20 protein-coding genes and 1 pseudogene are annotated in these 25,556 nt (G+C 67.5%); 11 read left to right on the forward strand and 10 right to left on the reverse strand.

Features of this window, described 5'->3' with window-relative positions; translation table 11 throughout:
- Positions 1 to 37: 37 nt before the first annotated feature.
- Both ON40_RS17620 and ON40_RS17625 read right to left on the reverse strand, forming a co-directional pair.
- Positions 38 to 1,003, reverse strand: coding sequence for an oxygenase MpaB family protein (locus tag ON40_RS17620; RefSeq protein ID WP_040823717.1), 966 nt, complete (start codon positions 1,001 to 1,003; stop codon positions 38 to 40).
- Between the two features lie 28 nt (positions 1,004 to 1,031).
- Positions 1,032 to 1,919: an oxygenase MpaB family protein gene (locus ON40_RS17625; RefSeq protein ID WP_040823719.1), complete on the reverse strand. Its 888-nt coding sequence runs from the start codon at positions 1,917 to 1,919 to the stop codon at positions 1,032 to 1,034.
- 384 nt (positions 1,920 to 2,303) lie between these two features.
- Between ON40_RS17625 and ON40_RS53235 the strand changes: the two genes are divergently transcribed.
- The 3 genes from ON40_RS53235 to ON40_RS17635 all read left to right on the forward strand — a co-directional run bounded on the left by ON40_RS53235 (position 2,304) and on the right by ON40_RS17635 (position 3,938).
- Complete coding sequence (locus ON40_RS53235) at positions 2,304 to 2,630, forward strand: hypothetical protein (protein WP_169541869.1); 327 nt, start codon at positions 2,304 to 2,306, stop codon at positions 2,628 to 2,630.
- A gap of 253 nt (positions 2,631 to 2,883) precedes the next feature.
- Positions 2,884 to 3,312, forward strand: coding sequence for a VOC family protein (locus ON40_RS17630; protein WP_040824486.1), 429 nt, complete (start codon positions 2,884 to 2,886; stop codon positions 3,310 to 3,312).
- Complete coding sequence (locus tag ON40_RS17635; RefSeq protein ID WP_051193204.1) at positions 3,312 to 3,938, forward strand: TetR/AcrR family transcriptional regulator; 627 nt, start codon at positions 3,312 to 3,314, stop codon at positions 3,936 to 3,938. The genes ON40_RS17630 and ON40_RS17635 overlap by 1 nt, the downstream gene beginning before the upstream one ends.
- On the opposite strand, the gene ON40_RS17640 is transcribed toward ON40_RS17635, so the two are convergent.
- The 3 genes from ON40_RS17640 to ON40_RS17650 all read right to left on the reverse strand — a co-directional run bounded on the left by ON40_RS17640 (position 3,872) and on the right by ON40_RS17650 (position 6,694).
- Positions 3,872 to 4,258: a VOC family protein gene (locus ON40_RS17640; RefSeq protein WP_040823721.1), complete on the reverse strand. Its 387-nt coding sequence runs from the start codon at positions 4,256 to 4,258 to the stop codon at positions 3,872 to 3,874. The genes ON40_RS17635 and ON40_RS17640 overlap by 67 nt on opposite strands.
- Positions 4,259 to 4,607: 349 nt before the next feature.
- Positions 4,608 to 5,756 carry a hypothetical protein gene (locus ON40_RS17645; protein WP_040823723.1) on the reverse strand — a complete coding sequence of 383 codons (1,149 nt, stop codon included), beginning with the start codon at positions 5,754 to 5,756 and terminating at the stop codon, positions 4,608 to 4,610.
- Between the two features lie 8 nt (positions 5,757 to 5,764).
- Positions 5,765 to 6,694: a metal-dependent hydrolase gene (locus ON40_RS17650; protein ID WP_040824491.1), complete on the reverse strand. Its 930-nt coding sequence runs from the start codon at positions 6,692 to 6,694 to the stop codon at positions 5,765 to 5,767.
- 203 nt (positions 6,695 to 6,897) lie between these two features.
- Between ON40_RS17650 and ON40_RS17655 the strand changes: the two genes are divergently transcribed.
- The 4 genes from ON40_RS17655 to ON40_RS17670 all read left to right on the forward strand — a co-directional run bounded on the left by ON40_RS17655 (position 6,898) and on the right by ON40_RS17670 (position 14,951).
- Positions 6,898 to 7,557 carry a TetR/AcrR family transcriptional regulator gene (locus tag ON40_RS17655; protein WP_040823724.1) on the forward strand — a complete coding sequence of 220 codons (660 nt, stop codon included), beginning with the start codon at positions 6,898 to 6,900 and terminating at the stop codon, positions 7,555 to 7,557.
- 111 nt (positions 7,558 to 7,668) lie between these two features.
- Positions 7,669 to 13,134: an ATP-binding protein gene (locus ON40_RS17660; protein WP_040823726.1), complete on the forward strand. Its 5,466-nt coding sequence runs from the start codon at positions 7,669 to 7,671 to the stop codon at positions 13,132 to 13,134.
- A 176-nt stretch (positions 13,135 to 13,310) separates the two neighbouring features.
- Positions 13,311 to 14,111, forward strand: a complete 801-nt coding sequence (locus ON40_RS17665; protein WP_040824492.1) for a class I SAM-dependent methyltransferase — start codon at positions 13,311 to 13,313, stop codon at positions 14,109 to 14,111.
- Positions 14,112 to 14,282: 171 nt separating this feature from the next.
- Positions 14,283 to 14,951, forward strand: a complete 669-nt coding sequence (locus tag ON40_RS17670) for an HNH endonuclease family protein (RefSeq protein ID WP_218008803.1) — start codon at positions 14,283 to 14,285, stop codon at positions 14,949 to 14,951.
- A 149-nt stretch (positions 14,952 to 15,100) separates the two neighbouring features.
- Here ON40_RS17670 and ON40_RS17675 read toward each other — a convergent pair whose 3' ends face one another.
- Both ON40_RS17675 and ON40_RS17680 read right to left on the reverse strand, forming a co-directional pair.
- The gene (locus ON40_RS17675; protein ID WP_083895746.1) at positions 15,101 to 15,739 is read right to left on the reverse strand and encodes an aldehyde dehydrogenase family protein; all 639 of its coding nucleotides are present in this window, start codon (positions 15,737 to 15,739) and stop codon (positions 15,101 to 15,103) included.
- Between the two features lie 48 nt (positions 15,740 to 15,787).
- On the reverse strand, positions 15,788 to 16,726 hold the full coding sequence (locus ON40_RS17680; protein WP_040823730.1) for an RNA polymerase sigma-70 factor: 939 nt from the start codon (positions 16,724 to 16,726) through the stop codon (positions 15,788 to 15,790).
- Positions 16,727 to 16,980: 254 nt separating this feature from the next.
- Here ON40_RS17680 and ON40_RS17685 point away from each other — a divergent pair, with 254 nt between their 5' ends.
- Complete coding sequence (locus ON40_RS17685) at positions 16,981 to 17,343, forward strand: DoxX family protein (RefSeq protein ID WP_040824495.1); 363 nt, start codon at positions 16,981 to 16,983, stop codon at positions 17,341 to 17,343.
- Positions 17,344 to 17,428: 85 nt separating this feature from the next.
- Complete coding sequence (locus tag ON40_RS17690; protein ID WP_245567849.1) at positions 17,429 to 18,709, forward strand: MFS transporter; 1,281 nt, start codon at positions 17,429 to 17,431, stop codon at positions 18,707 to 18,709.
- Positions 18,710 to 18,844: 135 nt separating this feature from the next.
- Here the strand turns inward: ON40_RS17690 and ON40_RS17695 are convergent, their stop codons facing one another.
- On the reverse strand, positions 18,845 to 20,542 hold the full coding sequence (locus ON40_RS17695; protein ID WP_169541870.1) for a hypothetical protein: 1,698 nt from the start codon (positions 20,540 to 20,542) through the stop codon (positions 18,845 to 18,847).
- Positions 20,543 to 20,648: 106 nt separating this feature from the next.
- Here ON40_RS17695 and ON40_RS17700 point away from each other — a divergent pair, with 106 nt between their 5' ends.
- Positions 20,649 to 22,193, forward strand: a complete 1,545-nt coding sequence (locus tag ON40_RS17700) for an acyl-CoA carboxylase subunit beta (RefSeq protein ID WP_040823732.1) — start codon at positions 20,649 to 20,651, stop codon at positions 22,191 to 22,193.
- Here the strand turns inward: ON40_RS17700 and ON40_RS17705 are convergent.
- On the reverse strand, positions 22,188 to 22,772 hold the full coding sequence (locus ON40_RS17705) for a TetR/AcrR family transcriptional regulator (RefSeq protein WP_040823733.1): 585 nt from the start codon (positions 22,770 to 22,772) through the stop codon (positions 22,188 to 22,190). The two genes, ON40_RS17700 and ON40_RS17705, sit on opposite strands and share 6 nt — an antisense overlap.
- Positions 22,773 to 22,861: 89 nt before the next feature.
- On the opposite strand from ON40_RS17705, the gene ON40_RS17710 reads away from it, so the two are divergent.
- Positions 22,862 to 23,773: an SDR family oxidoreductase gene (locus tag ON40_RS17710; protein WP_040823735.1), complete on the forward strand. Its 912-nt coding sequence runs from the start codon at positions 22,862 to 22,864 to the stop codon at positions 23,771 to 23,773.
- A gap of 21 nt (positions 23,774 to 23,794) precedes the next feature.
- Here the strand turns inward: ON40_RS17710 and ON40_RS17715 are convergent.
- A pseudogene (locus ON40_RS17715) lies at positions 23,795 to 25,519 on the reverse strand (CocE/NonD family hydrolase).
- Positions 25,520 to 25,556 lie beyond the last annotated feature (37 nt).

Here is a 25,556-nt window from a genome sequence, read left to right on the forward strand (position 1 = left end):
TTCAGCATTCCTGCTCCCCCTCCGGAATTCCGCGGCATCAGGGCGCGGCGAAGGAATCCAGCAGCACGCTGCGATACCGCCGACGGATCCGCTCGTACCGATAACGGTTGTAGGCCAATGGTTCCAGTGTCAACCGGCGCGGCAGCAGCCGCCAGGCCAGTCGCAGGATCGTCACGTAGACCGCGAACTCCAGCCGGTCCCGGGCGGTCGTGCGCACGCCGAACAGCTCCCGCATCCGCGGATGGGCCACGGTATCGGAGCAGACGATGGTGGGCCGGGCGGCCAGCTTCGTCAGCGGCCGCCAGATCGGCCTGAGCGCCGGATGCAGGCCCGGCGGGATCAGGATTTTCGACGGCGGCGGGGCGATGAAGTTGCGGCGGGCGAACTGCAGGAATTCGTTGTCGGCCAGTTCGGTGGCGGCGACCCGGTCGTAGTAGTCGACCATCTCCTGCACCGTCTCGGGCAGTCTGCCCGCGCGGCTGGGCAGTTCCAGATACGACATCTCCACGCGCATGGTCCGGTAGACGACCTGTTTCTCCTGCTCGTCGAGCCTACGCCCGCACACGTACAGGTAGGCCAGATAGAACACGTGCAACGAACTGACCGCGACCCAGATCCACAGTTCCGGGGCGAGCGCGCTGTACCGGTCGTCCGCGAATTCGCCTCGGCCCGTTCCCTTCACATCCGCGTGCAGCCGTTTGAGATCAGCGCGGAATGCCTCCCGGTCCGTCGGATCGCCGAATGCCATCAACGCGGTGAACGCGAAACTGCGAATGCCGCGGTCGGTGAAATTGTCGGCGAACCGCCCGGTGCGGTCCACGGCCGCGGCGATCCGGCGATAGGCGACCTGATCGAGTGCGAGCCCGCCGAACACGCCGCCCAGCGGCGACCCGAGGAACCAGCGCACATCCTCGACCAGCGCTCGGTGTCGCGAATCGAGTTGTGCATCAGGCTGTTCCGATGACGGGACGGCATCGCCCGGCGTCGATTCGGTGGTGGTCACGGTACCTCGTTTCCCTTGGTGACACTGTTCATACGACGGTCGCTCCGGTGACGTACCGCAGGCGCATATCCCAGATCGCGGCGCGCATGCCCAGCCGCACCACCGCACGCGGGGTGAGCCGGTCCAGTACGGCCAGACCGCGCTGCCAGCGGTCGAAACGGTGTTGCTCGGCGGCGGTCCAGTCGAAACCCAGCTTCTCGCGCAGCTGCGGCGGCAGATATCCGAGCGTCATGAACAGATCCCACTCCCCCAGCAGGATCTGGACCGGACGGGGCAGGAAGTCCAATCGCGCTATGCCGATGAGGAATTCGCGCATCCGGTCGTCGAATTCGAGCCGGTCGAGCTGTTCGTTCCAGTACCGGTCGAACGCCTCGCGGTCGGCGGGCCACATGTCCGGCGGCACCTGCAACATGGTCGCGAATATCGACGCGGCCCGGTGCACGGCCTCGGGATCGTGATAGGTGCGCCCGCCGCGCAACCGGCGCGTGTCCGGGAATACCGCGGACATGCACGCGGCGACCCAGAGTTGCAGTTCCGGGTCGAAAGCGTTGTAGGACACCGGACTCCGCGATGTCGAGCGAACCTGGGCATGCACGGCGTCGACGGCCTCGCGATAGATCCGGCGATCCCGGGCGCTGCCCGCCACGGCCACCGCGATGTACGTCATGGTGGTGCGCCCGCGTTTGATCGGGTGTTCGTGCAGATTGCCGCTGTCGACCCGGCTCTCCATCACGCCGTAGGCGACTCCGGCACGGGCCAGTTGCATCACGACGTTCGCCGCACCGTAGGCGGGTGAGAGCCAGGCCGACATCTCGTCGGTGAGGAACAGGGTGTCCGCGGCATCGGTCTCCGCGCGCGCGGTGCGGCGCGACGGTGTGCGTGCCGGCTCCCGACTCGGGGGCACACGCTCGGTCATGATCGGCGTCCTTCCCGGCTTCGTCGACGGGGCAGCGGCTTTCATTACCGAGTGTGCCACATGCGGCGAGAGTTTGATACAAGTTACTTCCCAGTCTCTCATCATGGTTCGCCGGTCGCCACACAACCAAGCCGCAGTCGCCATCTCCGACTGACGGGAAGGCCGTTTTCCGTTGCGGGAGGCCCTGATTCGAGCCGATCCAGAACTTCTCCGGACTAACACGAGCGTTCCCTCTACATTAATAGACACTTTGACCACCAAGTGTCTATTTTTGGCCGGGACGGCCGGGTCCGGATCAGATGTCGACGGCGTCCGATCCCGTCTCGAGCAGCGCGTCCTGCCGGATCGGACCACTCGCGGTGGCTGCGACGAGAGGTGCGAACAGTGGGATCCGACAACGTCGTCGGCGACGGGCGGCGAGCGCGGCGGCGCGGGGCGCGTGGTGCGGGAGTGGTGGCGGCCGTGGGCGCGCCGATCGCGGGTGCGGTGGCGGCCTCGCCGTCGAGTGTCGCGGAATCCGGTTCCTGCGGTAGACATTTCGTCGCGAGCTGGCTCGCCAGTCCCACCGACGCGGTCACACCGGTCGACGCCTCGGGCGGTCCGGCCCCCTGTCGGTCGACGATCAGACCTTCCGCATGGTCATCACTCCCCATCTCGGCGGGGCCGAGGTACGGATCCATCCGACGAACCGGTTCGGTCTCACCCCGGTGACCTTCGGGCGGGTGAGCGTCGGCGTTCGCACCGCCGCAGCGGGGGTGCGCCGCCAATACCTCCGTCCTGCGGTCCGCCGACAGCAGTGCCGATCATCTGCATCCGGGCCCCCAGGGGTATCAGGCCATGGCAGACGCGGTCGATCCGTCGATGCTGGCCGCTACCGAAAGCTCCTGCCACGCAACATAGGCCGGAGCGGCGGTGATCCGCGACGACATCGACCGAATATCGGTACATGATGTACCGTTTCGATATGAGCGGAACCGACACGGCCGGATGGCCGGACGGCCTGTCCGTGGGGCAGGTCCGGGTGGCGCGGCCCACCGACAAACTGGCCGAGGTGGAGAGGTTCTATGCCGGTGTGATCGGGTTACCCGTCCTGTACCGGTTCGAGAATCACGCCGGGTACGACGGAGTGATGCTCGGCCTGCCCGGCACCGACTACCACCTCGAATTCACCAGCCACGTCGACGGCAGCCCGTGCCCGGCGCCGACCGCGGAGAATCTGCTGGTGCTGTACTTCCGCGGCGAGGCGGCGATGTACGAACTCGTCGAGCGATTGGCCGCGGCCGGACACGAGCCGGTGGAGGCGGAAAATCCGTACTGGGCCGGGGTCGGAGCGCTGACGTTCGAGGATCCGGACGGGTGGCGAGTCGTACTGGTCCCCCGGCCGGTGTTCTGATGGCACGAACCAGGGACACCCGACTCGACGCGGCCATCCGCACCGCCGTGGTCGAGTTGCTCGACGAACAGGGCTACGAACAGCTGACGATCGGCGCGGTGGCGTCCCGGGCCGGTGTGCACCGGCCTGCGGTGTACCGGCGGTGGCCGTCGAAACGTCATCTGGTCGTCGATGCGGTGGCCGAACTGATGGGCGTCACGCCGACCCCGAACACCGGGGATCTGAGATCCGATCTCCTCGAAGGCATGTCGACGCTGGTTCGCTCGCTGTCGAGTACACCGCTGGGCAGGGCGCTGCCCGCACTCGTCGCGGATCTGTCGGCATCCGCGGAACTGTCGGACGAATTCCGCAGCCGGGTCTTCCTCCCGCGGCGGGAATCGAGCGCGGCCGCGTTGCGATCGGCGATCGAACGCGGCGAGATCCGGGCCGACTTCGATATGGACTTCGTGCTGGACCTGCTCGCCGCGCCGCTGTACTACCGGGTGCTGTTCGGGCACCAACCGTTGACGCCGCGGCTTGCCGAGCAAACCGTCGACGCGGTCCTGACGACGATCAGCACTCAGGCAGTGGAACCCTCGGGATACCAACGTAATTCGACAGTGTTGCCGTCCGGGTCGGCGACGTAGATCGACGTCGCCTGACCTCGGGCACCCCAGCGAGGAACGGGCCCCTCGAGCACCGTGAAGATGCCGGAGTCGATGATCTCCTGCCAGTCCAGGGGCTCGACGACCAGGCAGATGTGATCGACGTTCGCCTCGCCGCGCGGCATGTGCTGCAGGTCGATGACCGTGCGGTCGGTCACCCGCACCGACGGGAACGGGACCTGCCCGGCTCGCCACTCGTCGGCTCGAACGGGATCCAAACCGAGTGTGCTGCAATAGAATTCGAGCGAACGCTCGACATCCGAAACGTTCAGCACCAGATGATCGAAGTCCACGACTCGCATGACGACCTCCCCTCGGTCGGATTCGGTCCGCTTCGAAGTCTAATCCCGGTGCAGCATCGGCGACAGGCGCTCCCGATCGCCCCGTCCCGCTCAGGACTTTGCGCGCCATTCCGCAGAAGAAGGCGACCTCGGCGTCGATCTCGGCCGCGGCCTCGGCGTGGCCCACCTCCACGGCGGCGGATTCGGCCGGGTCGGGCCGGTACACCTCCCCGACCTCCTCCAGCGCCGGATTCGGATCGGGGGTGGGTGACGGACAGGCGAGCAGATGTCCTCGGAGCCGGAGGGCTGCCGCCCCGAGGACGTCCCAGTCTGCGAACCTCGGACGCGTAGTCCACGTCCGAACCCCGTACTATCCGGCCGCCGGAGCCACCTCCGGCGACACCCCCGCACTCACCGCACTCCGCGACCGCGGCCCGGCGAATACCGCCGCGCTGCACAGGATCGCGACGACGAAACAGGCGATGGTGTACCAGATGTTGCCCACCGGACCGGCGTTGCGCGCCCAGCCGTTCGACGCGTGCAGGAAATCGGGCAGCGCGGTGAGCCACAGCACCGCCATGGCGAGCAGATACACCCCGCTGTAGATGCGAACGACGTTGTCCGAGTATGCGGGAACCTCACCCTGCCGCAGTCGCACCCATTGACGCACCAGCACCGGAATCGCGATGACGCTCAACACGACAAGTTCGGCGGCGTAGAGCCACCCGCGCACGGTGATGTTGTTCGCGCCGAGCACCGTGGCGGGAATGGGGAGCACTCCGGTGCCCGCCGAACCCAGGATCCCGATCACGATCGTGCGCCAAACCAGTTGCAGGCCACTGAACTTGCGCCCGGCGTCGACATGCCGCCCGACGAACAACTGCACGCAGAAGGCCAGCGACATCGGCCACAGCGCGGCGAAGACCACCACACTGGACAACGGCACCGAGTCGAACATGGGCTGATTGAGCGAATTCCCGGTGGACCACTCCCACCACTTCAGTTGCGGCCCGATGTGATCGAAGATCTCGTAGAACGCGTGGTGCACGAATCCGACGCAGATCGCGCCGACCAGCACCCCGTATCGCCGGAAAACGCCGAGCATGCGGACGATTTCGAAGGCGATGGTCGCCATGAACGGGTAGATCGCGACGATGTACAGCGGCAGCCGCCCCCACAGGAAGTCGACCGTGAACACGTTGTGCGCGAACATCGTGTCCACATGTCCACTGATGCCGAAGGCGGCCGGAAAGTACAGCGGCGGTTCGATGATGAACAGATAGGCCGTCGCGCCGAACCAGAGCACCAGATTGGTGGGGTCGCCGTCGCGGCGCAGCCGCCGGATGGCGTGCACCAGGGTCAGCACCGCGCCCAGGATGATGGCGACCTCGAGTATCGGCAGGGTCCAGTTCTCCAGTGCGAACGGATTGCGGAAGGCGACGAGCCCGCCCTCGGTCCGGCAGGAGAACCCCATCTCGGTCGCCAGCCGAGCGAATGTCGGCGAACAGTGATCGGACATGATTCCCCTTACTTCGACGAGGTCAATTCGGCCGTGTACCACTGGGTTACGTCATAACCCTCGTCGAAACGCCGGAACCACAGATTCGCGAGTTCGGGCAGATTCTCGTGCGCCGGATTGTGTTTGGGCATCTGACTGCGCACGATGCCGCTCAACGCGACCAGTTGTTCCCGCAACGGCAGTTCGGTGAACGCGCGCGGCATCGTCCCGTTGTCCGGCACCCGCAGCGGCGGAATCCACCGGCCCAACCGGCGGCGGTGCCGGTGCATGGCGAACATCGACAACGCGTCCACCTGCCGATCCTCCAGCGGCACATGGGCATTGAAACCCGTGCAGGCGATCCGGATCACCTTCATCACGTGCCGGAAGATCGAGGGAGCCATCCGCATCCGGTAGACGTCGCTGCCCACGATCGCGTCGAAGATGATCAGCGCGGAGCTGCGGTGCTCGACCTCCTCCACGAAATGCCAGATGAACAGCGAGGCCACCCGGTCGTCGCCGGGCGCGAACAGGTTCGCGTCGTTGTCCAGCATCAACTTGAACACCGGGGTGAAGGTGGCCTCCAGGTCCGCGGTGTAGGCCAGGCGGTAGTCCAGCGAGGTTTTCGTGGTGAGCAGGTCGAATTCGCCGATCACCTCGTCCAGTGTCTCGCGCAACCGCGGATACCGGCGGATCAGTCCGTTGACGTGCTGGCGGTGCGCGGTCGAATGCTGCCCCTCCTGGCGCACGAACGCGTCGGCCTCCTCGGCCACGTCGGGGTCGGTGATCCGCGGCATCGCCTCGCGAATCATGTTCACGATCATCTTCTCGAAGCCGATCGCCAGGAAGGACACGGCGTTCGCCATCGACGAGAAGGCCGGATTCTTCTCGTTCCACAGGAAGGGCACGTCGTAGTCCGCGAATGCGAATCGCATCTTCCGGACATGTAGGTCGGTCACCTGCTCTACCTCCATCGTTCGTCCGGGCATCGTTGCCCGCGCAGGCCGCTAGACGAGACGATCATACATAGATGCGTATGTTTGTATGATTGGATTCGCGCAGAACGTCATCACCGGTTTCGGGTGCGTTCCCTGGTAGCGTCGAGGGCCGATTCGATCGGGGGATCCCCCGCGACGCCGGTTCGAGCCGAGAAAGCAGGTCAGTGGCACGACGACGCGGGTGGGGCGGGAGCCCACCGAGCAGTGACGAGGAGGCCTCCCGGCGCATCGTCGGCGCGGCCGTGGAGTTGATCGGGCGCACCGGCTCGGAGGTCAACATCGCTGAGGTCGCCGAGGCGCTGGGCGTCATCCGGCAGACGGTGTACCGCTATTTCCCGAGTTCGGACGCGTTGATGCGAGCCGCGGCGTACGCCTCGGTGGACGGCTTCCTCGATCGGCTGGCCGAGCAGGTCAGCGGTATCGACGACCCGGTCGAGGCACTGACCGAAGGGGTGGTCTTCACCCTGTCCGAGGTGCGCTCCACACCACATCTGGGCATCCTGTTGTCGAGCACGTACTCGAATCTGCAGCCCGAGAGCCTCACCTCCGAGGAGGCGCAGGCATTCGGCGTGACCATGATCCGGCGTTTCGACGTCGACTGGGAGCAGCACGGTTACGACGACGACGCCCTGGCCGAACTCGTCGAATACGTCCTGCGGACCATGCAGTCGTTCTTCCTGGCGCCGGGCAATCCGCCGCGCGGCGACGAGGAACTAAGGCGCTATCTACGGCGCTGGATGGGCACCGCGATCGGGGCGCAGACCAGCTATCGCGCCTCTTCTGATGCCCTTGACGGGGCATTGTCCGAGGATACGGGCCAGTAACACTCATACGCCGTGCACATATCCACCTACAGGGTGCACACTACGCACAACCAACAGTCGCAAACCCTCACCCGATCGGGTCAGTGCCGTGAAATGGAAAGGAGTTGGCGAGTGTTCAGCCGCATCGCCATCGTGAACCGGGGCGAGGCCGCCATGCGCCTCATCCACGCCGCTCGAGATCTGGCCGCGGAAACGGGGCAGGCGATCGAAACCGTTGCGTTGTATACCGACGTCGACCGGAACGCGACATTCGTGCGCGAGGCCGATATCGCCTACGACCTGGGCCCCGCCTCGGCGCGCCCGTACCTGGATCTGAAGGCGCTCGAGCGCGCCCTGATCGCGACCAAGGCAGATTCCGCCTGGGTTGGTTGGGGTTTCGTTGCCGAGGACCCTGCCTTCGCGGAACTCTGCGACCAGATCGGCATCACCTTCATCGGCCCCAGCGCGGAGGCCATGCGCAAACTCGGCGACAAGATCGGCGCGAAGCTGATCGCCGAGGAGGTCGGCGTTCCGGTCGCGCCGTGGAGTCGCGGAGCGGTCGAATCCGTCGACGCCGCCGTGGCCGCGGCCGGCGAGATCGGCTACCCGCTGATGCTCAAGGCGACCGCGGGTGGCGGTGGGCGCGGTATCCGCGTCATCACCAACGAGGCCGATCTGGTCGACGCCTACGAGCGCACCAGCCAGGAGGCCGCGCGGGCCTTCGGCAGCGGCGTGGTCTTCCTGGAGCGCCTGGTCACCGGCGCCCGGCACGTCGAGGTCCAGGTGATCGCGGACGGTCAGGGCACCGCGTGGGCGCTGGGCGTGCGCGACTGCTCGGTGCAGCGGCGCAACCAGAAGATCATCGAGGAATCGTCCTCGCCGGTCCTGAGCGCCGACCAGGCCGCCGAACTCAAGGCCTCGGCCGAGCGGCTCGCGGTCACCGTCGGCTACCGCGGTGCGGCGACGGTCGAATTCCTCTACCACCCCGGCGAGAAGCTGTTCGCCTTCCTCGAGGTCAACACCCGCCTGCAGGTCGAGCACCCGATCACCGAATCCACCACCGGATTCGACCTGGTGCGCGCGCAGCTGCTGGTCGCGTCCGGCGGCAAGCTCGAGGGTGAGCCCCCGGCCGAGCGCGGACACGCCATCGAGGCCCGGCTCAACGCCGAGGATCCCGACCGCGACTTCGCGCCCGCCCCGGGCCGCATCGCGCGGCTGGACCTGCCCGCGGGTCCGGGCATCCGGGTCGACACCGGCGTCAGCGAGGGCGACACGATTCCGGCCGCCTTCGACTCGATGATCGCCAAGATCATCGCCTACGGCCGCAACCGCGACGAGGCCCTGGGCCGGTTGCGGCGCGCGGTGGGTCAGACGCGCGTGGTCATCGAGGGCGGCGCGACCAACAAGAGTTTCGTCCTCGATCTGCTGAAGCAGCCCGAGGTGATCGACGCCAGCGCCGACACCGGCTGGATCGACCGCGTGCGCGGCGAGGGACGGCTGGTCTCGCACCGGCACTCCGCCATCGCGCTGGCCGCCGCCGCCATCGACGCCTACGAGGAGGAGGAGCGCGTCGAGCAGCACCGGCTGCTGTCCACCGCCTCGGGTGGACGTCCGCAGGTGCAGCACGAGAGCGGTCGTCCGCTGGATCTGAAGCTGCGCGGCGTCACCTACCGCGTGCGGGTGGCCCGCATCGGTGCCCACCGGTTCCGGATCGGCATCGAGGCCGGTGACGAAATCCGTACCGCCGCAGTCGATCTCGAGCGTTTCGACAGCCACACCGGACACCTCGTGGTCAACGGCACCCGCTACCGCCTGATCACCGGCACCCACGGGCCGACCAGCCTGATCGACGTCGAGGGCGTCACCCACCGGATCAGCCGCGACGAGGGCGGCGTCGTCCGCTCCCCCGCACCCGCTCTGGTCGTCGCGATGCCGCTGGCGATCGGCGACGAGGTCGAGGCGGGCGCGCCGGTGCTCGTGCTGGAGAGCATGAAGATGGAGACGGTGCTGCGCGCGCCGTTCCGCGCCCGGGTCAAGGAGTGCGGCGTCTCGGTCGGCAGCCAGGTCGAGACCGGTGCACCGCTGCTGCGGCTCGAGCCGCTCGCCGAGGACGGCGAGGCCGCCGAGGAGACGACCAACAGCGCGGTGGAGCTGGATCTGCCCAGCGAATCCGATTCGGTCCGGCCGGACGAGCGCCTGGCCCGCGGCCTGCAGGATCTGCGCAGTCTGCTGCTGGGCTTCGACGTCGACCCGCACGACGAGAGCCGCGTGGTCGAGGACTACCTGGCCGCGCGCCGGGCCTCGATCGCGAACAACCATCGTCCGCTGGCCGAGGAAGTCGAACTCGTGCAGATGTTCGCGGACCTCACCGAACTGAGCCACAACCGGTCGTGGGACGACGAGGGCGAGCACGGGCACGTGCACAGCGCCCGCGAGTACTTCCACACCTACCTGCAGAGCTTGGACGTCGAGCGCGCCGGACTGCCCGAGGCGTACCGGACGAGGTTGTCCCGCGCCCTGGCGCACTACGGGATCACCGAACTCGACCGCACCCCCGATCTCGAGGGCGCGGTGTTCCGGATCTTCCTGGCCCAGCAGCGGCCCTCGGACACCGTCACCGCCGTCACCACGCTGTTGCGTGAGTGGCTGCGCGAGCCGGTGCCGGACCGCGTGCTGCGTGAGCCGGTCGGTCTGGCGCTCGAGCGTCTGGTCACCGCGACGCAGGTGCGTTTCCCGGTGATCGCCGACCTCGCCCGCGGTCTGGTGTACGCCTGGTACGGCCAACCGCTGCTGCGGCGCAACCGTGCGCGCGTCTACACCAACGTCCGCAAACACCTGCGCCACTTGGACGCTCAGCCGGATTCGCCGGATCGCGCCGAGCGCATCGCCGAGACGGTACGCAGCACCGAGCCGCTGGTGCGGCTGCTGGGCCAGCGCCTGGTCCGCGGCAGCCTGGACAACTCGGTCATGCTCGAGGTGCTGACCCGCCGGTACTACGGCAACAAGGGCCTCAGCGATGTGCGCACCCAGCAGGTCGCTGACTGCTCCTTCGTGATCGCCGAACGTCGTGGCACCAGCCTGGTTTCGGCCGCGGTGAGCTTCGACGCGCTCGACACCGCGCTGCGCGGCCTGAGCGAAATGGCGACCGGCACGATGTCCATCGAGGCCGACATCTACCTCGGCTGGGAGCATCAGCCCGAGGACTTCGACGAGATGGCCTCGGCGTTGCAGGAGGTTCTGGCCGCGCACCCGCTGCCGAACCAGGTGCACCGGATCACCACCACCGTCGCCGGTAGCGGCGGCGCGGTCATGCACCACCACTTCACCTTCCGCCCCACCTCGACCGGTATGGCCGAGGAGCGGCTGATCCGCGGTCTGCACCCGTACATCGCGGAGCGGATGCAGATGAAGCGGCTGCGCAAGTTCGACCTGACCCGGTTGCCGTCCTCGGACGACGACGAGGTGTACCTGTTCCGCGGTGTCGCGAAGGACAATCCGGCCGACGAGCGGCTGGTCGCTTTCGCCCAGGTCCGCGACCTGACGCCGCTGCGCGAACACGACGGCCGGCTGCTCGCGCTGCCGACCGCCGAGGCCACCATCGCCACCTGCCTCGACTCGATCCGTCGCGCGCAGTCCCGGCGGCGTTCGGCCAAGCGGTTCAACACCAACCGCATCGTGATGTACATCTGGCCGCCGATCGATCTGACCGCCGCGGAGTTCGCGACCATCGTCGAGCGCGTCGAGCCGACCACGGTGGGCGCCGGGCTGGAGGAGATCCTGATCATCGCCCGCGAGCGGGATCAGGAGACCGGTGAGCTGACCAAGGTCGCCATCCGGATCTGCTTCAACCCCACCGGCGGCACCGAGACGATCGTCGGCGAGCGGACCGACGAGGCCGTCGAACCGCTCGACGAGTACCGGCAGAAGGTGCTGCGGGCGAGCAGCCGCAACACCGTCTACCCGTACGAATTGACCAGTCTGCTGGGCGATTTCACCGAGTACGACCTCGACGGCAACCACGCGCTGGTGCAGGTCGATCGGCCGCGCGGGCACAACTCCGCGGCCATCGTCGCGGGTGTGGTCAGCACCGCGACCGAGCGGCATCCGCAGGGTCTGACCCGCGTCGTGCTGCTCGGCGATCCGACGAAATCCCTCGGCGCACTGTCGGAACCGGAATGCCGCCGGGTCATCGCGGCCCTGGATCTGGCCGAGCAGCTGCAGGTGCCGCTGGAGTGGTACACGCTGTCCTCCGGTGCGCGGATCTCGATGAAGTCCGGTACCGAGAACATGGACTGGGTGGCCGCGGCGCTCAAGCGGATTGTCGAGTTCACCCAGGACGGCGGCGAGATCAACCTCGTGGTCACCGGTATCAACGTCGGCGCCCAGCCGTACTGGAACGCCGAGGCCACCATGTTGATGCACACCCGCGGCATCCTGGTCATGACACCGGAATCCACCATGGTGCTCACCGGTAAGCAGGCGCTGGACTTCTCCGGTGGCGTCTCGGCCGAGGACAACTTCGGCATCGGCGGCTACGACCGGGTGATGGGCCCCAACGGCCAGGCGCAGTACTGGGCGCCGAATCTGACTGCGGCGCGCAGCATTCTGATGTCGCACTACGATCACACCTACATCGCGCCCGGCGAGAAGTCGCCGCGGCGGGCGTCGACCGATGATCCGGTCGATCGCGACATCTCCGGATACCCGCACGTGCTGGCGGACAGCGATTTCAGCACCGTCGGGGAGATCTTCTCCGCCGCGAGCAACCCGGATCGCAAGAAGCCCTTCGATATTCGGACCGTCATGCGGGCGCTGTCCGACCAGGACCACCCGGTGCTCGAGCGCTGGGCGGGAATGGCCGACGCCGAGACCGCCGTCGTGCAGGATGCGCACCTCGGCGGAATTCCAGTGTGCCTGTTGGGTATCGAGTCGCGCGGCGTGCCGCGGCGCGGCTTCACCCCGACCGACGGCCCGGACACCTACACCGCGGGCACGCTGTTCCCGCAGTCGTCGAAGAAGGCCGCGCGGGCGATCAACGCGGCCAGCGGTAACCGGCCGCTGGTCGTGCTGGCGAACCTGTCCGGCTTCGACGGATCGCCCGAGTCGATGCGCAAGCTGCAGCTCGAGTACGGCGCCGAGATCGGCCGCGCGATCGTCAACTTCGACGGGCCCATCGTGTTCACCGTGATCTCGCGGTATCACGGCGGCGCGTTCGTGGTGTTCTCCAAGGCGCTCAACCCGAATATGACCGTGCTGGCGCTGGAGGGCTCGTTCGCCTCGGTGCTCGGCGGCGCACCGGCCGCGGCCGTGGTGTTCTCCGGTGAGGTCGACACCCGGACCGCGACCGATCCGCGGGTGCGGGAGCTGGAGGCGAACGCGAGCAGTGCCACCGGCGCGGACCGCGCCGCACTGGCCGCCGAACTCGACGAGACCCGGACCTCGGTCCGGGCCGAGAAGCTCGGTGAGGTCGCCGCGGAATTCGATCGCGTGCACAGCATTCAGCGTGCGGTCGAGGTGGGTTCGGTCGATTCGATCGTGCGCACCGAGGAGCTGCGCCCGCGCATCATCGAGGCGATCGAGGTCCGGCTGTCGAACTGAGATCCGCTCCCCGGACGTACCGATAATCGCGTCCGGTACGCTCGGCGTCGCGCCCATCGAACGAGTTTCGGTGGGCGCGACGCCGTATTGGTCTGCGTTACAACGGTATTCGGCCGCGCCATCGACTCCCCCGGTTGGCGGCCGGACAGAATCGGTTCCGCCGGAAGGAGATTCCCGTGAGCAAGTACACCCACGGTCATCACGAGACGGTGCTGCGCTCGCACCGGACACGCACCGCGGAAAATTCCGCCGCCTATCTGCTGCCGCAGCTGGATCCGGATGCCTCGCTGCTGGACATCGGCGCCGGGCCGGGCACGATCACGGTCGATCTGGCCACGCGGGTGGGCCGGGTGACGGCCACCGAGATCGGCGAGGCCGAGCTGGCGCTGTCTCGGGAACTGGCCGCCGAGCGCGGTGTGACCGATATCGAATTCGGCGTGCAGGACGTGCACGGGCTGACCTTCGCGGACGGGTCGTTCGACGTCGTGCACGCACATCAGGTGCTGCAGCACGTGGCGGATCCGGTTGCGGCACTGCGCGAGATGATGCGGGTGACCCGTCCGGGCGGGCTGGTGGCTGCACGGGACGCCGACTACGCCGGATTCGTCTGGTGGCCCGCGCTTCCCGAACTCGACGAGTGGTTGCGGCTGTACCGCACGGCGGCGCGCGCGAACGGCGGTGAGCCCGATGCGGGCCGCCGGATGCTGTCCTGGGCGCGGGCCGCGGGCGCTACCGATATCACCGCCACCTCGTCCACCTGGTGCTATGCCACGCTCGAGGATCGGCGCGAATGGGGTGGCATGTGGGCCGGGCGGGTCGTCGAGTCGGCGCTGGCGCGGCAACTCGTCGATTCCGGACTGGCGAGCGCCGAGGATTTGCGGCGCATCAGTGGCGCATGGCGGGAGTGGGCCGAGGCCGAGGACGGCTGGATCTCGATCATGCACGGCGAGATACTGATTCGCGTTCCGGTGCAATAGCGCTGTGCCGCAGGATAATCGCTGGTCAAGGCGTGATCCGAGCGCGAATCTCCCGCTGCCCCTGCGGATTCTGTCCCCCGTTGTGAGCAAGTCCCCTGGTGTTGCTCCCCCATAACTCGCCCCGATCCGTCATTATGGGATCACGTTTTGCTGGTTCGTATTTCGGAAGTTGTGAGTGGTGTAGTGGCGGGTTCGAAGACGGTCCGATCCTCGGGCTGGGTAAAAATCGCGGTATCGGTACTGGTCCTGGTGGTTGCCGCGGTCTCGTGGTGGATCAGTAAGGGAAGTACCTCCAGTTCGAGTTCGACCACCGGCCAGTCGTCCACGGCACTGACACAGCTGGCCAAGTTGACCGTCGCGCCCGAGGACACCGGGAACACCTACAACCGCGACGACTGGCCGCACTGGATCGGACAGGGCAAGAGCTGCGACACCCGGGAGATCGCCCTGCAGCGGCAGGGCACCGACGTCAAGACCGATGCCCAGTGCCGTGCCGTATCGGGCACCTGGGTCTCGGCCTACGACGGCGTGGTCATCCACGACGCCGGTCAGACCGACCTGGACCACGTCGTCCCCCTGGCCGAGGCCGCCCGCTCCGGCACCCGCAACTGGACCAAGGATCAGCGCAAGGCGTTCGCCAACGACCTGGACCAACTCCAGGTCGTGTCCGCCCGCTCCAACCGCCAGAAGGGCGACCAGGATCCCGCCCGTTGGCTTCCGGAGAAGGACAGCTGCGCCTACACCATCAAGTGGGTGGCGACCAAGACCAAGTACCACCTGACCATCGATAAGGCCGAGCACGACGCGATCAACGGCGTGCTCACTCACTGCACCAAGTGATCCGAGGACGTAAAGCGTTGTAGCACGGGCGATTCCGATCCTCGGCCTACGCGGGCCGAGGCTCCCCGATCAGACCGCGAGGGCGGTCGGCGGCAGGTGGGATCGGATGAACCGGGCGGCGGCCCGGTAGGCCAGCCGGGATTCCGGGATCAGGACCGGCAGGGCCTGGAAGACGTGCATCTGGTCCGGCCAGATCTGTAGGTCACACAGCGCGCCGGTCGCGGTCCAGCGTTGCGCGAGGGTCGTGGCGTCCGCACCGAAGAATTCGGCGTCGCTGGTGTGGACCAGAGCCGGGGGCAACTGCATTCCGGGTTCGGGACGCAGCCGAGCGGGGTGAACACCGGATAATTCCACGGCCCGATCACCCCGACGACCCCGAACGGCCGGTACTCCACGCGACAGGACTGATTGATCGTCAGCAGACTCGCGTTCACCGACCGCGGACCGAGCACCCGCTCGGCGTTGCGGGCCGCCCACTTCAGATGTTCCAACGCCATGGCGATCTCGAGTTTCGCGTCGGACAGCGGTTTGCCCATCTCCTGCCGCATGGTCCGGGCGAGATCGTCCCGGCCCCGGGTCAGTTCGGCGCGCCAGCGATCCAGCCGGCGCGCGCGTTCGGCGAATCCCAGTGCCGCCCACCAGGTTCCCGCGTCGCGGGCGCGGGCCACCGCGGCGTCGACATCGGCTTCGGTGTGCAGCGGATACCGCCCGACGACCGGACCGGTCGCCGGATCGCGGACGTCGAACCAGAGCTGCGTGGACGGCGACTCTGCCGTGGCGCTATTCACCAGGCGACCGTACAAGACCACAAATTATATTGCAATGTTGCACAGCGGTCAGCGGCTCAGGCCGGTCTCCTGCTCCATCCGCGCCAGCTTCTCGGGGTTGCGCACCGCGTAGAGCCCGGCGATCAGGCCGTCATCGACGCGCACCGCCAGGACCGTGTCGATCTCGTCGTCGAACTCGAGGATCAGCGCCGGATAGCCGTTCACCTCGACCGGCTCGTGCCGCAATCCGGCCGCGATCAGCCCGCCGAACTTGCCGTGCCGTGCGGCCAGCAGACGCGCCACCTTCCAGGCCCCCGTGATGGGGCGCGGTACCGCCCGGCGGATCCCGCCGCCGTCACCGACCAGTACGACATCGGGCGCGAGAATATCCAGCAACCCCTGCATGTCACCGGTCCGGATCGCCCGCTCGAATGCCTCGAGCGCAACCCGCGTCTGCGCCGGGGAAACCATCTCGCGCGGCCGCCGCGCCGCGACGTGCGCGCGGGCCCGGTGCGCGATCTGCCGCACAGCGGCCGGGGTCTTGTCGACGGCCTCGGCGATCTCGTCGTAGGCCAGATCGAACACCTCGCGCAGTACGAACACCGCCCGCTCGGTCGGCGCGAGCGTCTCCAGCACGAGCAACATCGCCATCGAGACGCTCTCCGCGAATTCCACGTCGGCGGCGACATCGGGTGAGGTCAGCAGCGGTTCGGGCAACCAGGACCCGACATAGGACTCGCGGCGGCGCCCCATCGTGCGCAACCGGGTCAGCGCCTGCCGCGTCGCGATCCGCACCAGATAGGCCCGCTGATCGCGCACCTCCGCCAGCTCGACGCCGACCCACCGCAGCCACGTCTCCTGCAGGACATCCTCCGCGTCCGCCGCCGAACCGAGCATCTCGTAGGCAACTGTGAACAGCAGATTGCGGTGGGCGAGAAAGGCTTCGGTCGCGGGGTCGGCCCGTCCCGCCGCCCCGGGCTCACCATCGTACGAATCAGTGCCGCTCATCGACGCTCCTCTCAGCTCGATCCGAATCGTGCGGTCCGCCGAACTCCGATCCCGCACAGTCTGTGGCATCGCAGTAAATGACGGAACCTCCGCATCGTGTCGTCCACGAGACGCCGGTGCCGCACAGTCTGTGACAGCTGCCGGGAGTGACGGTCATCACCCGGGCCGGTCTGTCACGCGGCTCGCCCCGGCGGCGTCCCATGGGTGATCGCGGCTCCGGTTCGAAGCCGCCGACATTCGACAGGGAGCACATCATGAACCTCGCACTGTGGATCGCCGCCGGAGTACTGGCCGTCGTCGCACTGCTCGGCGGTATCACCAAGACTTTCATGCCGCGGGAGAAGCTGGCTGCCGCGCCGGGCGCGGGCTGGACCACACACGCCACGAACGGCTTCGTCAAAACGCTCGGGATCCTGGAGATCCTCGCCGCGGCCGGATTGATCCTGCCCGCCGCACTCGATATCGCACCGGTGATGGTGCCGGTGACCGCGGTGTGCTGGGTGGCGCTGATGATCGGCGCGATCGTCGCCCATCTGCGCGAGGGCGAGGCCAAGGTCGTCCCGGTGAACGTGATCTATCTGGCGATCGCCGTCTTCGTGGCGGTCGGACGGTTCTGACCCACACAACCGATCGTTGTGGCGCGCCGACCAGGTGGTTGTTTGATTCCCTTGTGCGGGACCTGGTTTCATTCCGCTGGTCAACGTGAGGTTGTTGGAATGGGGTGATGCGCCGGTGCGTGGCTCGAGTGACAGATCGCTGGGACGGCGATTCGGCTGGTTGTGGACGGCCTACGCGGTCAGCGCCTACGGATCCGGACTCGGCTTCGGCGCATTGCCGCTGATCGCGGTGCGCGTCCTGCACGCCGGGCCCGCCGAGGTGTCGGCGCTGTCCGCCGCGGGCCTGACGGTGGGCGCGCTGATCGCGGTCCCGCTGGGCCCGTGGATGGAGTTCCGCCGCAAACGCCCGGTGATGATGACGATGGATCTGATCCGGTTCGCGGTTCTGGCCACGGTCCCGATCGCCTTCGCCCTGGGCCTGCTCGGTTTCGTGCAGCTGCTCATCGTGTCGGTGGTGACCGCGGCATCGGAGATCACCTTCAAGGCCGCGAGCGGCGCGTATCTGAAAAGCATTGTCCCGCAGGAGAATCTGCTCATCGCCAATGCGCGATTCGAGTCGACCACCTGGACCGCGCAGACGGTCGGGCCACCGCTCGGCGGCGCGGCCATGGGCCTGCTGGGTCCGGTGGTGACCGTGGTCATGGACGCGACGAGTTATCTGCTGTCCGCGCTGAGCGTCAAGGCGATCGGCGGCGGCGAAGCCCATCCCGTCCGCGAACATCCCGCCGCGACGCGGCCGAGGGAACTACTGGACGGGTGGCGTTGTCTGTTCGGGCACCGCCAACTGCGGGTGCTGCTGGCCAACAGCGCACTCACCTCCGGTCTGCTCCTGGCCACCGAACCGCCGCTGATCGTGCTGCTGGTCGGCCACCTGGGCTTCGCACCCTGGCAGTACGGACTCGCCTTCGCACTGCCCTGCGTGGGCGGCCTGATCGGCTCCCGGCTGTCCCCGCCGCTCACCCGGCGCTTCGGCCGCCACCGGGTCATGCTCACCACCGGCATCCTGCGCGCCTGCTGGCCGGTCGGCCTGGCCTTCATCGGTCCCGGAATCGCCGGTCTGGTCCTGATCGTGGTGATCGAATTCGGCCTGATCCTGTGCATCGGCGTCTTCATGCCGCTGCTGGCCACCTACCGCCTCGAACAGCTGCCCCCGGACCGAGTTGCCCGAGCGCTGTCGGCCTGGACGATCACCCAGCGCGCCACCACCGCAACCCTCACCGCCCTCGGTGGTGTCCTGGCCTCGCTGACCACCCCGCGCACCGCCATCGCCGTCGGCGGCGTACTGCTGCTCGCCACTCCCCTCCTGCTGCCCCGGCGCGAACAGCACGTACCGACCGAACCGGAACTGGTCGCCGACACCGTCTGACCGCGCCCACCCCGCAGCGTTGACAGAGCGGCAACACACAACTCGTCGCCCCGATCATCGCGAATCGTCCGCCGCCGTCGACGTCATCGCCACCAGTACGAGATCGCCTCCTGGACAGGCGGTTCGGGGACACGGTCAGTTCCGACCGGAGGTGATGTAGTAGTACATCGGGTCGACCATCGCCAGGAGATGTTCGATCTCGTTGTCGGTGAAGCGGTTTCGGCGGCTGACGGTGATCAGGACCAGATCGTTGATCGTCTGGGCGATGGTGTCGATCTCGCTGTCGGCCGGTGCGCAGTCGCCATCCACCTTGCGCCGCACCGGATTCGCCCGTCGCAGCTCGGCGCTGCCCGCAGCGGCGAGTGCACGCAGGACGCCGGTGGATCCACGGGAGCTGCCCGCCGTGGCCGCGTGATCGTAGAACTGGATCGCCCCCTGGATCAGTACGGCGGGCTGCGGATGCACCAGCGAACCCGCCGGGCGGTCCGGGGTGTGGTCGGGTGAACGCCTGGATTCGGCATCGCGATGGGTCAGCGAACGGGCCTTCGCGATGAGGTAGCGCGCCACCAGGATGTCACGGATCGTGCCGTATTCGGTGGTGCGCAGCAGATCGATCGACGCGTGCTCGTAATCCTCCACGGCAGTGGCGATCTCGCCCGGTTCGGCCGCCGGACCGATGCGGTCGAGCCGACGGGCGAAGGCGTCCATGCGCAGCAGCGCCCGGATGTTGTCCTCGTGCCGATGACGTTCCCTGGCGGTCACCGCGAAACAGGCGAGCAGTTCGGTTCTCGTCTCGGCCATCCGATCCGCGAAGATCGCCGCATACGTCCCCCGATGCGTGGGGTGCGTGGCATAGGCCGTCTCCACCCGGCACAGCCCGGCGATGACGTAGGCGAGTTCACCGGCGCGCAGGGTGTCTCCCGGTTCCCTGGACACTTCCGCGTCGGCGGCACACAACTCGCCGAGCGCGTCGGCGATGGCGCGCAACGATCGCATCTCCCGCTCGGCATCCTCCTCGCACAGCGCGCGGGCATGGTCGGCGTGGAATCGGGCGAGCTCACGATGCAGCACCCAGCCCAGCGCATCGGCGAACTCCGCCTCGGTCTCCTTGATCGACCGAACCCGGCTCAACCCGGTGGGCTCGTACTCCGCACTCCGGGACAACACGGCCTCGGCCTCGGCGGCCGCGCGAGTGCAGCGGATGCCCATCATGCAGTCCAGGCGTGAGCGCGGATCGACCAGGCTCATGCCGCGGCGAGCCCATTCACTGGCGGTGGTCGCGGGATGCCGATCACCGCGGCGATGACGTTGCAGATACCGTTCGGCGAGTTCGGCGGACCAGAACACCATATCGGGCCGATCCTCGCGCGCCGCCGCCTCCGCGAACTGCTCGCGCAGACCACCGATATCGAAGTGACGCGCCGAGAAACGCGCCTCCAGCCGTTCGGCGTCGACACTGCCCCGGGCGGTGTCCTCGGAACGTCCACCGCGAGCGGCCAATTCCGCGATCGGCTCGGGCACCGGACGATTCTCGGCGGTGATGTTCTCCACGACCGCGGCGGCGAGCGCTTCGACGGTCTTGAAGTGTTTCCACATGGTGGCCTTGGGAATCGGTCCCTCGCTACCGTCGCGCCGGAGGTATCCGCGCGCCTCGGCGCAGACGTCGGCGGTGCTCAGGCGTTCGATCGAAACGCCCGATACGGGTGCGGCGATCCGCGCGAGCATCACCTGCTCGGCCGCGGCGACGATCATCGCCCGCGTTCGTTCCTCGACCGACCGCCCTGTTCGCGCCTGATAGCTGGGTGGACCGGAATGCATTGCCATGGATGACACGTCGAAGAGTCTATTGCAGTGCACAGAGCTATGAACTCGTCTATTCCAGCTAGGGTCGAGCCAGTCGCAAACCGGCAATCGGTCGGTTCCAGGTTGGGAGGAATCTGTGGAGACAACCGCCGCGAAACTCGCGCAGCTGCACCGGAACCTTGCGGACGCCAGGGAACCGGCCGGAGCGGCGGGCGTCACCAAACGCGCGGCGAAGGGAATTCCCAGCCCCCGTCAGCGGATCGACATGCTGGTGGATCCGGGCAGCTTCCTGGAATTCGGCGCACTGATGCGCCAACCCGGCTCCGCCGACGCGCTGTACGGCGACGGCGTGGTCACCGGACGCGCCCGCATCCACGGGCGGCCGGTGGTGATCATCTCGCACGATCAGACCGTCTACGGCGGTTCGGTGGGTGAGATGTTCGGCCGGAAGGTCGCGCTGGCAATGGATTCCGCGGCCGATGTAGGCTGCCCGTTCATCGCCATCAACGACTCCGGCGGCGCGCGCGTGCAGGACGCGGTGACCTCGCTGGCCTGGTACGCGGCCATGAGCCGACGGCAGCAGCGCCTGTCCGGCGTGGTGCCGCAGATCTCCCTGATGCTGGGCAAATGCGCTGCGGGCGCGGTCTATTCGCCGATCAACACCGATGTGCTGATCGCGACCGAAGCCGCCTACATGTTCGTCACCGGTCCGGACATCATCCGCGAGACCACCGGCGAGGAGGTCACCCTCGAGGAACTCGGCGGCGCGTTCAACCAGGCCCACAACGGCAACATCCACCACGTCGCGGCCGATGAGCAGGCCGCATTCGACTGGGCGCGAAGGTATCTGAGTTACATGCCCGCGACCTGTTTCGATACCGCACCGGTGCTCAATGCGGGTCTGGAACCCGAGATCACCGACAGCGACCGGGAATTGAACGCGATCATCCCCGACTCGGATCGCAGCGGCTACGACATGTACGACATCCTGCTGCGACTCTTCGACGACGGGGACTTCCTGGAGGTCGGCGATACCGCGGCCCGCAACATGATCACCGGATTCGCCCGGGTGGACGGCCGCAGCGTCGGCGTGGTGGCGAATCAGCCGATGGTGTCCAGCGGTGCGATCGACGCGCGTTGTTCGGACAAGGCGGCGCATTTCATCCGGCTGTGCGATGCGTTCGGGCTGCCGCTGGTCTTCGTCGTCGACACCCCCGGCGTCCTGCCCGGCGTGGAGGAGGAGAAGATCGGCGTCATCAAGCGCGGCGGTCGATTCTTCTACGCGGTCGTGGAGGCCACGGTGCCGATCGTCACCGTCGTCGTGCGCAAGGCGTACGGGGGCGGCTACGCGGTGATGGGCTCCAAACAGCTCGGCGGCGACCTGAATTTCGCGTGGCCCACCGCACGCATCGCGGTCATGGGCGCGGAGGCCGCGGTCGGGCTGATCCAGCGCCGTCGGCTCGAGGCCGCCTCGGACGAGGAGCGCCCGATTCTGCGTCAGCAGATGGTCGATTTCTACAACGACACCATCGCCACGCCGTGGACCGCCGCCGAACGCGGCTACATCGATGCGGTCATCGAACCCGCGCACACCCGGCTGGAGCTCCGCAAAGCCCTGAATCTACTGCGCGACAAGACACTTCGGCACGGTCCCCGCAAGCACCACTTGATGCCGCTATAGCGCCTCGCCGAACGCGTCCGGCTCCGTACACAACGCCTTCAGGTCGTCGAACGATCGGGTGATGCACTCGTCGAGATCACTGGCGGAATCGTTGCGCCACAGGCGAATCGCCTCCCCGATCGTCGCCATGCCGACCTCCGCGGTCAGCCGCGCGCGCCGCGCCGGAATGCCGCGCGCGGTCAACGCCTCGGCCACCACCTCGACCATGTTCGCGGCCTTGGCGAGCTCCCGTTCGCGCAATGCCGGTGTCTCGGCGATGATGCGCGACCGCGGTTCGGACAGCGGGCGGTGGCTCTCCAGATAGGGCACCACGGTCCGGAACGCCGCGCGCAGAATCGCCAGTGGCGCAGGGGTTCCGGACACCTCGGCGATCGCGGCGGTGAGCGACTCGCGCATGACGCTCTCGCCGCCGAACAGCACCTCACGTTTGTCCGCGAAGTGACGGAAGAAGGTGCGTTCGGTGACGCCCGCCGCGGCGGCGATCTCGGCCGTGGTGGTCGCGTCGTAGCCGTTGCGGCCGTACAGGGTGATCGCCGCCTCCTGCAGGCGACTGCGCGCTTGTTCTCCGCTGCGTGGCACAGCGGGCAGTCTACAAGTGTCAGTCACTGACGCAACATGGTAGCGTCAGTGACTGACGCTATTTACCGCGCAGCTCAACGGGAGGATTCATGCGCATCTTCGTCACCGGCGGTTCCGGACTCACCGGCCCCGCCATCGTCTCCGAACTCATCGCCGCCGGTCACACGGTCACCGGCCTGGCACGATCGGACGCCTCCGCCCAGCGGCTCGAGGGTCTGGGGGCTACGGCGCACCCCGGATCGCTCGACGATCTCGACAGCCTGCGGGCGGGCGCCGCCCAGGCCGACGCCGTCGTGCACATGGCCTTCGGCGGTGACTTCTCCGATACCGACGCCATGATGCGCCGCGACTGCGCGGCGATCCGAGCGCTCGGTGAGCCACTGGAGGGTTCCGGCAAACCGCTGATCTCCACATCGGGCACCCTGGTCCTGCCGCGCGGGCGGGTGACCACGGAAACCGATGCCCCCGACCGTGATTCGACCGCCGGATTCCGCATCCGCGGCGAGGACGCCTGTCTCGAATTCGCCGAACGCGGGGTGCGTGCGAGCGTGCTGCGCCTCGCCCCGACCGTGCACGGCCCGAACGACTACGGCTTCATTCCGATGCTCATCGCCGCCGCGCGGAAAACCGGCGTCTCGGCGTACATCGGCGACGGAAGCAATCGCTGGCCCGCGGTGCACCGACTCGACGCCGCCGTGCTCTACCGCCTCGCGGTCGAGCATGCTCCAGCGGGAGCCGTACTGCACGGGACCGGACAGGAGGCGATCGTGTTCCGGGACATCGCCGAGACGATCGCCGACGCCCTCGGCATCCCCACCCGATCCCTGACACCCGAGGAGGCAGTCCCGCACTTCGAGAACCCCTTCATGGCCTCCGTCTACGCCGCCGACGCACCCGTCTCCAGCGAATACACCCGCAAGCTGCTCGACTGGGAACCCACCCACCCAGGTCTGCTGGAGGACCTCGAACACGGGGACTATTTCACCGGCACACACTCCTGAGCGCCGTGCCGGCGGATCCGGTCATTCGCCGGCGGTTCGAGTGGTGAACGGCAGCACCAGCCGCGACGGATGTGCGGCGTCACGGTAGATCTTGTGCGTGACCGCACGTCCGACGGGCAGGTGGAACGCGTCCGGCGGCAGCAGCGCGTTGTGGTCGTCGGCCAGCGGCTCGTCGTTGGACAATTCCGCCACCAGCCGGTGACCGGGCCGGAACGTCGCCGCGAAGGGGTACAGCCGCAGCACGTACTCCTCGATCACGCCCGGCTGGACCGGCACGCTGCGCGTATGTGGGTGATACGGGTTGCCCTCGGTGGTGCGGTCGTCGAGTTCGCGATGCGAAGCCTTCAGATAGCCGGTGGTGATCAACTGACGGCCGCCGTCCGGCGCGGCATCCCACAGGCGCAGAATGAAATTCGTATCGTCCTGGTCGATTTCGGCGAACAGGTGCGCGGCGCCGGTGCCGATCAGTTCGGTGGACTCCTCGAACGGCGCGGTACTCCAACTCAGGATCGTCACCTCGTCGATGACCGTGAGCGGCGCCTGATAGAAGCCGTCGGGCGCGGCGTGCTGCGCGCCCATCGGCTCGGGATCGGGCGAAAGTTTGTGCCGCGGACGCAGATACAACGAGCGGTACGCCACATCCCGTGGCGGCCACTGGCTCGAGGTCACTCGTTCGCGCGTGCCCTCGACGAAGACCGATACCGCCGGTTCGTCCATGATCCCGTTGTCGATGCCCTTGAGCCAGTATTCGTACCAGCGGAACATCTTGTCGTGCTCCTCCACGAAGGGACGCGACTGCATCGGCGGGTACGGGCCGATATCCAGCTTCTTGGGCCCGCGCAGCGCGTCGAACACCTCGATGGTGCCGTCCAGCGTCCAGCCTCGTCCCTGATCGATCTGCAGGTAGACCGGGATATCGATGTTCGGCGCAAGTGTGACCGGATTGCGTTCGGAGTACCAGTCCCCGTCGAGATTGTTCATCACGATGTCGAACCAGAACTCGCGGTTCTTCGGGTATTTCAGCACGTGCACGAGATTCGGCCATGCGGCCACGTCCGGATCCCGCAGCCGCTCGTCGACCAGCTTTCGCAGCTCTTCGGGCGAATGAACCTGCTGCATACGGGATTTCACATTCGTATGCGCGATACCGGAGTCGCCGCCGCGCCCCTCGCGCGCCGCGCGCGGCATGAACCACATGATGCCGCCGTGGTAGGTGGTCTCGTAGAAATCGTAGTGACCGCAGCTGACGAAGATGGCCGCGAGATGCGGCGGACGTTCCGCGGCGGCGAGCACCTGCATGGACCCGAAGTAGGAGATGCCGATCATGCCGACTTTGCCGTTGCACCAGGGCTGTTCGGCGACCCACTCGATGAAGTCGTAGGCGTCCTGTCCCAGCGGGACGCCACCGGCGTTGTAGTTGCCGATCATCTCGCCGCCCGAGCCGCCCGACCCGCGCAGGTCCCCGATGACGTGTAATTAGCCCTCCCCGACGACGCGCGCGATGTCACCGGCCTCGATACATCCGTCCCACATCGGGCTGGGCCTGCGCTGCGGCGGCATGGTCAATGCCAACGCCTGCAAATCTTTTCCGTACGGACTCAGCGCGACCAGCGCGGGCCGCGGGGTGTCCGCCACATCGCTGTAGGCGTCGGCGACGAGGGTGACCCCATCGCGCATCGGCACCTCGAGATCGGTGCGCACGGCGACCCGCCGCCCGCCCGCATCCACTGTGGTGAAATCGGCCATGAGTGCGAAACTCCTTGTCCTGTAGAACTTCCGGTCG

Source organism: Nocardia jiangxiensis NBRC 101359 (assembly GCF_000308615.1).
In the GTDB taxonomy this organism is placed as follows: Bacteria; Actinomycetota; Actinomycetes; order Mycobacteriales; family Mycobacteriaceae; genus Nocardia; species Nocardia jiangxiensis.

What these genes read in the sequence shown, in the direction of transcription:
- ON40_RS17625 (WP_040823719.1), bottom strand. Translation starts at nt 1,919, where the DNA reads ATGACCGAGCGTGTGCCCCCGAGTCGGGAGCCGGCACGCACACCGTCG.
- ON40_RS17630 (WP_040824486.1), top strand. Translation starts at nt 2,884, where the DNA reads ATGAGCGGAACCGACACGGCCGGATGGCCGGACGGCCTGTCCGTGGGG.
- ON40_RS17635 (WP_051193204.1), top strand. Translation starts at nt 3,312, where the DNA reads ATGGCACGAACCAGGGACACCCGACTCGACGCGGCCATCCGCACCGCC.
- ON40_RS17640 (WP_040823721.1), bottom strand. Translation starts at nt 4,258, where the DNA reads ATGCGAGTCGTGGACTTCGATCATCTGGTGCTGAACGTTTCGGATGTC.
- ON40_RS17645 (WP_040823723.1), bottom strand. Translation starts at nt 5,756, where the DNA reads ATGTCCGATCACTGTTCGCCGACATTCGCTCGGCTGGCGACCGAGATG.
- ON40_RS17680 (WP_040823730.1), bottom strand. Translation starts at nt 16,726, where the DNA reads ATGAGCGGCACTGATTCGTACGATGGTGAGCCCGGGGCGGCGGGACGG.
- ON40_RS17685 (WP_040824495.1), top strand. Translation starts at nt 16,981, where the DNA reads ATGAACCTCGCACTGTGGATCGCCGCCGGAGTACTGGCCGTCGTCGCA.
- ON40_RS17710 (WP_040823735.1), top strand. Translation starts at nt 22,862, where the DNA reads ATGCGCATCTTCGTCACCGGCGGTTCCGGACTCACCGGCCCCGCCATC.